6 protein-coding genes are annotated in these 9,219 nt (G+C 74.2%); all 6 read left to right on the top strand.

Annotated elements, in window-relative coordinates; genetic code table 11:
• Positions 1-3,478, top strand: a 3,478-nt coding sequence (locus ACIA5F_RS04210) for a ribonuclease E/G (protein WP_399348938.1), incomplete at its 5' end; no start/stop codon positions are given.
• A 559-nt stretch (positions 3,479-4,037) separates the two neighbouring features.
• Positions 4,038-4,358: a 50S ribosomal protein L21 gene (rplU, locus tag ACIA5F_RS04205; protein ID WP_056558958.1), complete on the top strand. Its 321-nt coding sequence runs from the start codon at positions 4,038-4,040 to the stop codon at positions 4,356-4,358.
• Positions 4,359-4,371: 13 nt separating this feature from the next.
• Entirely contained in the window at positions 4,372-4,626 is a 255-nt protein-coding gene (rpmA, locus tag ACIA5F_RS04200; protein WP_030027134.1) for a 50S ribosomal protein L27, read from the top strand.
• Between the two features lie 166 nt (positions 4,627-4,792).
• On the top strand, positions 4,793-6,235 hold the full coding sequence (gene obgE, locus ACIA5F_RS04195; RefSeq protein ID WP_399348936.1) for a GTPase ObgE: 1,443 nt from the start codon (positions 4,793-4,795) through the stop codon (positions 6,233-6,235).
• A 140-nt stretch (positions 6,236-6,375) separates the two neighbouring features.
• Positions 6,376-7,989, top strand: coding sequence for a glycosyltransferase family 2 protein (locus ACIA5F_RS04190; RefSeq protein WP_399348934.1), 1,614 nt, complete (start codon positions 6,376-6,378; stop codon positions 7,987-7,989).
• 95 nt (positions 7,990-8,084) lie between these two features.
• Positions 8,085-9,065, top strand: coding sequence for a UDP-glucose 4-epimerase GalE (gene galE, locus ACIA5F_RS04185; protein WP_399348932.1), 981 nt, complete (start codon positions 8,085-8,087; stop codon positions 9,063-9,065).
• Positions 9,066-9,219: the final 154 nt, after the last annotated feature.

The raw sequence follows: 9,219 nt of genomic DNA, 5'->3' as shown, positions 1-9,219 counted from the left end.
TCCGCGTGCCCGTCGTCGGGCGACCCGCGCGGTGACCGCCCCCGAGGCCGTCGTCGCCGAGGCCGCTCCCGTCGAGGCTCCGGCCGCTCCCGCTCCCGCCGCTGAGGAGTCCGCCGCTCCGGCCCCGCGCGCCCGTCGCCGGGCGACCCGCGCCGTCGCGGCCCCGGCCGCCGAGGCCGCCCCCGTCGCCGAGGCCCCGGCCGTCGTGGAGGAGGCGCCCAGGGCCGCCGCCCGCGCCGTCACCGTCGCCGACGCCGTGGACTCCCCGAAGCGCGGTGGCCGCCGCCGCGCCACCCGGTCCGGTGTGCAGCCCGCCGCCGCACAGCCCGTCGCCGAGGCCGAGGCGCCCGCCGCCCCGGCCCGTGCCCGCCGCGCCGCGCGTCCCGCCGTCGCCGTCTTCCAGGCCCCGGTCTTCGCCGAGCCGATGTTCCAGACCCCGGAGACCGCCGCCCTGGCCGCCGCCGCGGCTGCCGCCGTCACCCCGGCCGAGGAGGTCGAGGAGGAGGAGGCGGCGGAGCAGGCCGAGGCCGTCCAGACCCAGGCCCCCGCCCCGCAGCCGGCCGGGCGCCGCCGTCGCCGCCGTGGCGCCGCCGAGCCCGCGCCCGTCGCCGAGAGCACGCCGGTCTCCCTTCCCGAGGTGCTCGCCGAGGACCCGGAGGCCGAAGCCGCCGACCTCGACGAGGACGAGGCCGACGAGTCGGACGAGCGCCCGTCCCGCCGTCGCCGCCGCGGTGGCCGTCGCCGTCGCCGCGGTGAGGCCGCCGACCTGGACGAGTCCGCCGACGAGGAGCACGAGCCGGAGGCCGAGGCCGCCGAGCAGGCCGACGAAGCCGACGAGGAGTCCGACGACGACGAGGAGGAGACCGGCGCGCTCGGTTCCAGCTCCAGCCGTCGCCGCCGTCGCCGTCGTCGCCGCAGCGGTGACACCGGTACCGACGCCGACGCGGGCGACGAGGACGGCGTGCGCACCGTCGTCAAGGTCCGCGAGCCGCGCCCGGCCCGTGAGCGCGGGGAGTCCGCGCCCGTCTCCTCCGACGAGGTGCAGTCCATCAAGGGCTCGACCCGTCTGGAGGCGAAGAAGCAGCGCCGCCGCGAAGGCCGCGAGCAGGGCCGCCGCCGCGTCCCGATCATCACCGAGGCCGAGTTCCTGGCCCGCCGTGAGGCCGTCGAGCGCGTGATGGTCGTCCGCCAGGCGGGCGAGCGCACCCAGATCGGCGTCCTTGAGGACGACGTGCTCGTCGAGCACTACGTCAACAAGGAAGAGGCCACCTCGTACGTCGGCAACGTCTACCTGGGCAAGGTCCAGAACGTGCTGCCGTCCATGGAGGCCGCCTTCATCGACATCGGCAAGGGCCGCAACGCGGTGCTCTACGCCGGTGAGGTCAACTTCGAGGCGCTCGGCATGGCCCACGGGCCGCGCCGCATCGAGTCCGCCCTCAAGTCCGGCCAGTCGGTCCTGGTGCAGGTCACCAAGGACCCGATCGGCCACAAGGGCGCCCGCCTGACCAGCCAGGTCTCGCTGCCCGGCCGCTACCTGGTCTACGTGCCCGAGGGCTCGATGACCGGCATCAGCCGCAAGCTGCCCGACACCGAGCGCGCCCGCCTGAAGACCATCCTCAAGAAGATCGTCCCCGATGACGCGGGCGTCATCGTGCGCACCGCCGCCGAGGGCGCGAGCGAGGACGAGCTGCGCCGCGACGTCGAGCGTCTGCAGGCCCAGTGGGAGGACATCCAGAAGAAGTCGAAGCAGATCACGACCTCTTCGCCGAGCCTGCTGTACGGCGAGCCGGACATGACCGTCCGCGTCGTGCGCGACATCTTCAACGAGGACTTCTCGAAGGTCATCGTCAGCGGTGACAGCGCCTGGGAGACCATCCACGGCTACGTGAACCACGTGGCCCCGGACCTGGCCGACCGGCTCTCGCGCTGGACCTCCGAGGTCGACGTCTTCGCGACGTACCGGATCGACGAGCAGCTCGCCAAGGCGCTCGACCGCAAGGTGTGGCTGCCCTCGGGCGGCTCCCTGGTGATCGACAAGACCGAGGCGATGATCGTCATCGACGTCAACACCGGCAAGTTCACCGGTCAGGGCGGCAACCTCGAAGAGACCGTCACCAGGAACAACCTGGAGGCGGCCGAGGAGATCGTGCGCCAGCTGCGGCTGCGCGACCTGGGCGGCATCGTCGTCATCGACTTCATCGACATGGTCCTGGAGTCCAACCGCGACCTGGTGCTGCGGCGCATGCTGGAGTGCCTGGGCCGCGACCGCACCAAGCACCAGGTGGCCGAGGTCACCTCACTGGGCCTGGTTCAGATGACCCGCAAGCGGGTGGGCCAGGGTCTGCTGGAGTCCTTCTCCGAGACCTGCGTCCACTGCAACGGCCGCGGTGTCATCGTGCACATGGAGACGCCGACCGCGGTCGGTGGCGGCGGCAAGCGCGCCAAGCGCCGCGCCGGCCGTGCCGGTGAGCACGAGCACGACCACGAGACCGGCGCCGTGGACACCGTCGAGGCCGAGGAGTTCGAGACCGAGGCGGAGGTGGTGGCCGAGGCCGCCGCGCCGCGTGCGCTGCCCGAGCCGGAGTTCGTCCCGGACGAGGAGCTGTACAGCAGCCCGGCCGAGGCGGAGGCCGCCGCCGGTGTCAGTGGCCGCCGCAACCGCCGTCGCGCCACCCGTAAGGCCACCGCTCCGGCGGGGGCCCCGCAGAGCGCCGCGGCCCAGGCGGCTCCGGCCGCCCCGGCGCCCGCCGCCGCTCCGGCACCGGCCCCGGTGGCCGAGCCCGAGCCGGTCGTGGAGCCCGTGGTGGAGCCCGAGCTCGTCGCCGAGCCGGAGCCGGTGGTGGAGGAGGCCCCCAAGGGCCGTGTCCGCCGCCGTGCCACCCGCAAGGCCACCGCTCCGGCGGGGGCCCCGGCCGAGGTGACCCCGGAGCCGGTCGTCGTGGCCGCGCCCGAAGCCGTGCCCGCCGTCGTCGAGCCCGAGCCGGTCGTCGTGGCCGCGCCGGAGCCCGTCGTGGTGGAGGCGCCCGCCGCCGAGGCCGCGCCGGCCCGTCCGCGCCGCCGTGCCACCCGCAAGGCCACCGCGCCCGCCGGTTCCCCGGCCGGTGCGGCGGAGGCGGCCGTGGTCGTCGTGGAGACCCCGGCCGAGGTTCCGGTCGAGGTTCTGGTCGAGACCCCCGTCGCCGAGGCTCCGGCCGAGGCGCAGGAGGCCGCTCCGGCCAAGAAGGCGGTCCGCAAGACGGCGGCCAAGAAGGCTCCGGCGAAGGCCGCGGCCAAGAAGGCCCCGGCGGTCAAGAAGGCTCCCGCGAAGAAGGCCACCGCCGTGAAGAAGACGGCGACGGCGGCAGCGGCCCCGGCCAAGAAGGCCGTGGCGAAGAAGGCGACGGCCACGACGAAGAAGACCGTGGCGAAGCGGGCGACGAAGAAGACCGCGGCGGCGGAGCAGACGCTCCCGTCCGTCTCGGCCCCCACCGACGCCTGACCTGCGGCACCCGCGTCACCGGCCCTGCCCGGCACCTCCTGGTGCCGGGCAGGGCCTTTCGCTTGCACCACGACCGGGCCCGCCCGGCCCCGGGAAGGCCACCGGCCCCGCCCGGCCCGCCGGGCTCAGGGCGCCGCCGTACGGGCCGGTGGGACCGCCCGTGCCCCGTACGGCGGCGGAGCCCGGTACGGCGTCCGCGCCCTCGGCGCGGGGCCCGGGAGCGCTCCGCGGCCCGCCGCTCCGGGCCCCGCGCCCACAGGGCTCCGTACGGTTCCCACGGGCCGGGGGACGCGGGCGGGCGCCGCGCGTCCACCCGGGGCGGGCCCTCCGCAGCCCTTCCTCAGGCCCTCCGCAGCCCCTCCGCAGACCCTTCTCAGACCCCGGTTTGACCCCCCAGACCCGGCCCCGTAACCTGGGTCGCTGGCGTGTCTATTGCGCACGCCATCCACTGAGCACCTCACCTCCCGGACCGCCTCGCGGTAAGGGAGAGGCCGGCCTGCGGTTCCCGCGGGGCCGGCTGGCTTCAGGGGTTCCCGAATCGAGCGAGAGAGAGATCCGCGTGTACGCCATCGTGCGCAGCGGTGGTCGACAGCACAAGGTTGCTGTCGGCGACATCGTTGAAGTTGACAAGATTCCCACTGCCAAGGTCGGCGACACGGTCGAGCTCTCGACCCTGCTCGTTGTCGACGGCGACGCCGTGACCAGCGACCCGTGGGTGCTGGCCGGGATCAAGGTCCAGGCCGAGATCGTGGACCACCACAAGGGTGCCAAGATCGACATCCTGCGCTACAAGAACAAGACCGGCTACCGCCGTCGCCAGGGTCACCGCCAGCAGTACACGGCGATCAAGGTCACCGGTATCCCCGCGGCTGCGAAGTAAGAGGGACTGAGACATGGCACACAAGAAGGGCGCATCGTCCACCCGGAACGGGCGCGACTCCAATGCCCAGCGGCTCGGCGTGAAGCGCTTCGGCGGTCAGGTCGTTTCCGCTGGTGAGATCCTCGTCCGCCAGCGTGGCACCCACTTCCACCCGGGTTCGGGTGTCGGTCGTGGTGGCGACGACACGCTGTTCGCGCTGCAGGCCGGTGCTGTGCAGTTCGGCACGCACCGTGGCCGCAAGGTCGTGAACATCGTTCCGGCCGCCTGATCCAGCTCTGCTGATCTAGGCGTTCGTAACTTCCGAGGGCGGATCTCAGCTCTTCCCGGCGCGAGCCGGGAAGAGAGGTCCGCCCTCGGCGCGTTGTCAGATGGACACGTTTAATGGGCGGCAAGGCCCGCTCGGGACATTCCCGTATGTATCTGGAGGAACAACCATGACCACCTTCGTGGACCGCGTCGAGCTGCACGTCGCCGCGGGTAACGGGGGCCACGGCTGCGCCTCCGTTCACCGGGAGAAGTTCAAGCCGCTCGGCGGCCCCGACGGCGGCAACGGCGGCCGTGGCGGTGACGTCATCCTCGTGGTGGAGCAGGCGGTCACCACCCTGCTGGACTACCACCACAGCCCGCATCGCAAGGCCACCAACGGCAAGCCCGGCGAGGGCGGCAACCGCTCCGGCAAGGACGGCCAGGACCTGGTCCTGACCGTGCCCGACGGCACCGTCGTCCTCGACAAGGAGGGCAACGTCCTCGCCGACCTCGTCGGCCAGGGCACCACCTACGTCGCCGCCGAGGGCGGCCGGGGCGGTCTCGGCAACGCCGCGCTCTCCTCCGCCCGCCGCAAGGCCCCCGGCTTCGCGCTGCTCGGCGTCCCCGGTACCGCCGGTGACGTCGTGCTGGAGCTCAAGACCGTCGCCGACGTGGCGCTGGTCGGCTTCCCGAGCGCCGGCAAGTCCTCGCTGATCTCGGTGCTCTCCGCGGCCAAGCCGAAGATCGCGGACTACCCCTTCACCACCCTCGTCCCGAACCTGGGCGTCGTCACCGCCGGCTCCACCGTCTACACCATCGCCGACGTCCCGGGCCTCATCCCGGGCGCCAGCCAGGGCAAGGGCCTCGGCCTGGAGTTCCTGCGCCACGTCGAGCGCTGCTCGATCCTCGTGCACGTCCTGGACACCGCCACGCTGGAGTCCGACCGCGACCCCGTCGCCGACCTCGACGTCATCGAGGAAGAGCTCAAGCTCTACGGCGGCGGCCTGGAGAAGCGCCCCCGCCTGGTGGTCCTGAACAAGGTCGACATCCCCGACGGCCAGGAGCTCGCCGACATGGTCCGCCCGGACCTGGAGGCGCGCGGCTACAAGGTCTTCGAGGTCTCCGCGGTCTCCCGGACGGGGCTCAAGGAGCTCTCCTTCTTCCTCGCCGAGGTCATCGCCAAGGCCCGTGCCCGCAAGCCGAAGGAGGAGGCGACCCGTGTCGTCATCCGCCCGAAGGCCGTGGACGACAGCGGCTTCACCATCGCCTACGACGAGGTCGAGGACGTCTACCGGGTGCGCGGCGAGAAGCCGGAGCGCTGGGTCCGCCAGACCGACTTCAACATCGACGAGGCCGTCGGCTACCTCGCCGACCGTCTCAACCGCCTCGGTGTCGAGGAGGCGCTGCGCAAGGCCGGTGCCCGCGCGGGCGACGGGGTCGCCATCGGCTCCGACGAGAACGCGGTCGTCTTCGACTGGGAGCCGACCATGATGGCCGGCGCCGAGATGCTGGGCCGCCGTGGCGAGGACCACCGTCTGGAGTCCCCGCGTCCGGCGACCACGCGTCGCAAGGACAAGGAAGCCCAGCGGGACTCCTCCCAGCAGGAGTACGACGAGTTCCGCCCCTTCTAGGAACGTGTGGGTGGGGGGCGGTTCCGGTCCCGGGACCGGGACCGCCCCCCACCTGTTCCCGCGTCCGTCCCGTCCCCGCCGGGCGGTACCGGTCACCGGTGTTGAGGCCGCTCTTACGGCGGTCGCCTAAAATCCTCCGGGTGAGCAGCAACCCGCCTTCCGTCTCCGTCGTGGTGATCGCGTACAACGATGCCGCGCTCGTGGGAGAGGCCGTCTCCTCGGCCCTCGCCCAGGGCCCGGTGGTCGCCGAGGTCATCGCCGTGGACGACGCCTCCCGCGACGGCACCGCCCGTGTGCTGGACGAGCTGGCCGTCCGCCACCCCCGCCTGAAGGTCGTGCACCGCACGGAGAACAGCGGGGGGTGCGGCACCCCGCGCAACGACGGCATCGCCGCCGCGTCCGCCCCGTACGTCCTCTTCCTCGACAGCGACGACGTCCTGGCGCCGGGGGCGGCCGACGCCCTGGTGCGCGCCGCCGAGGAGCACCGCGCGCCGGTCACGGTCGGCGCGTGCGTCCGCCGTGAACTGCCGCAGGGCCACGACGCGCCCTGGGTGCCGGGGCTCTACACCCCCGGCGAGGTGATCGAGACCCCCGCCGACCGGCCCGAACTGGTCCGGGACACCCTCTGCGTCAACAAGCTGTACGCCCGCGCCTTCCTGGACCGGCACGCCATCCGCTTCCCCGACGGCCGGTTCGTCTACGAGGACTTCGTCTTCACCGCCCGTGTCCTGGCCGCCGCCCCCCGGATCGCCGTCGTCGGCGACCTCGTCTACGTCTGGCACGTCCGCCGGAGCGCCGCCCAGGTGTCGATCTCCCTGGACCGCGAGGACGTCTCCAACTGGCGCTCCCGGATCGAGGCCCACCGCACGGCCGCCCGCGTCCTGGGCGATGCCTCCCCCGAGCTGGGCCGCGCCTGCCAGGTCAAGTTCCTGGAGTACGACCTGCGCATGTACCTGCGCGAGCTCGGCACGGACCCCGGCTACCGGGCCGCCTGGTGGACCCTGACCCGCGACTACCTCGCCGGTTTCGCCGAGTCCGTCGCCCCGGCCGCCTCCGCCCCCGCCCGCTGGACCGTACGGGTGCTGCGCGCCGCCGAGGCCCCGCCCGCCGACGTCCTGCGCCTGACCCGCCTCGCCGCCGAGCCGCCCCGGCTGCCGCCCCCGTACGCGGTCACCGGGGACGGCGTACCGGTGTGGAGCGAGGAACTGCCCGTCGAGCTCGACGGGCTGGCCGGGGTGCCCGTGGCCGGGCTGCCCGTCACCGTCGACGCCGAACCGGCCGGGTCCGCCGCCGTCCGGGTCCACCTGCACGACCTGTACGGCCGCCTCGCCGGAGCCGGCCCGGACACCGCCGGGCTGCGGTTCCTGCCCCGGGCGGGTGGCGCGCCCGTCCCGGGCGAGCCGGTCCGGCTGAGCCCCGCGGCGGGCGGCGGCTGGAGCGCCGAGCTGCCGCTGCCGCTGGCGGGCCTGGCCGCCGCCGGCCGCCGCCGGGGGCTGCGCGGGGTGCAGGCGTGGGACGTCCGGATGGAGGTGCGGTGCGCGGACGGCAGCTCCCTGCTCACCTCACTGCGCCCCCTGGGCCCACTGCTGCGCCGCCGCGCCCTGCCGAGCAGCCGGTACGGTGTTCTGCTGGCGCAGCCGTACCGTACGGCCGCCGGGGCGCTGGCCTTACGCCTCGCACCCGGCGCGCAGGGGGCGCTGAACCTCGTCCGCGGCCGCCTCGCCCGGGCCCGCGCGGGCCGCAGGCCGGGCTGAGGGCCGCCGGGGCGCGGCGCCCCGGACACGCCCGCACGGAGCCCCGTACCGCACGGAGCCCCGTACCGCACACGTACCGAACTCGGGAGACACGCATGACGTTTCTGATCACCGGTGGAGCCGGCTACATCGGCGCGCACGTCGTCCGCGCGATGCTGCTCGCGGGCGAGAAGGCCGTCGTCCTCGACGACCTCTCCACGGGCGACGCCGCCCGCGTCCCGGAGGGCGTCCCGCTGGTGGTCGGCTCCGTCCTGGACCGGCAGGTCGTCGACGAGACCATCGCCCGCCACCGGATCACCGGAGTGGTGCACCTCGCGGGCAAGAAGCAGGTCGGCGAGTCCGTCGAACGGCCGCTGTACTACTACCACGAGAACGTGACCGGCCTCACGGTGCTGCTCCAGGCCGTCGCCGCCGCGGGCGTCCGCAACTTCCTCTTCTCCTCCTCCGCCTCCGTCTACGGCATGCCGGACGTGGAATCGGTCACCGAGGAGACCCCGTGCGCGCCGCTGAGCCCGTACGGCGAGACCAAGCTGACCGGTGAGTGGCTGGTCCGCGCGGCCGGGCGGGCGCACGGGATCTCCACCGCCTGCCTGCGCTACTTCAACGTGGCGGGCGCCGCCACCCCCGAGCTGGCCGACACCGGGGTCTTCAACCTGGTCCCGATGGTCTTCGAGCGCTACGACGCGGGCGAGGGCGCCCGGATCTTCGGCGACGACTACCCGACCCCGGACGGCACCTGCATCCGCGACTACATCCACGTCGAGGACCTCGCCGACGCGCACGTGGTGGCGGCCCGCCGCCTCGCCGAGTGGGCCGCGGCGGGGGAGTACCAGGACCTCACCGTCAACATCGGCCGCGGCGAGGGCGTCTCCGTCCGCGAGATGGTCGAGCTGCTGAACGCCGGCACCGGGCACACCTACGCCCCCGTGGTCACCCCGCGGCGCCCCGGTGACCCGGCGAAGGTCGTCGCGTCGGCCGACCGGATCGCGACCGAGCTGGGCTGGAAGGCCCGGCACGACGTCCGCGCGATGGTCACCTCGGCCTGGGCGGGCTGGGAGGCCCACCGCGGGGCCTGACCCCGGGATCAGGCCCCGGGATCTGATCGGGACATGCCGACGCCCCCCCCCCCCCCCGGGGCCCGGGGGGGGGGCGGGGGGCGCGGGGGGGGGGGGGCCCGGCCCGGGGGCGCGCGGCCCGCAAGGGGACCACGGGCCCCCACCCGGGGGGGTT

It is taken from the genome of Streptomyces sp. NPDC051567, from assembly GCF_044454165.1.
Lineage (GTDB): Bacteria > Actinomycetota > Actinomycetes > Streptomycetales > Streptomycetaceae > Streptomyces.
Note: the sequence above shows the minus strand (reverse complement) of the source record. Positions and strands in the feature narration are given on the sequence as shown.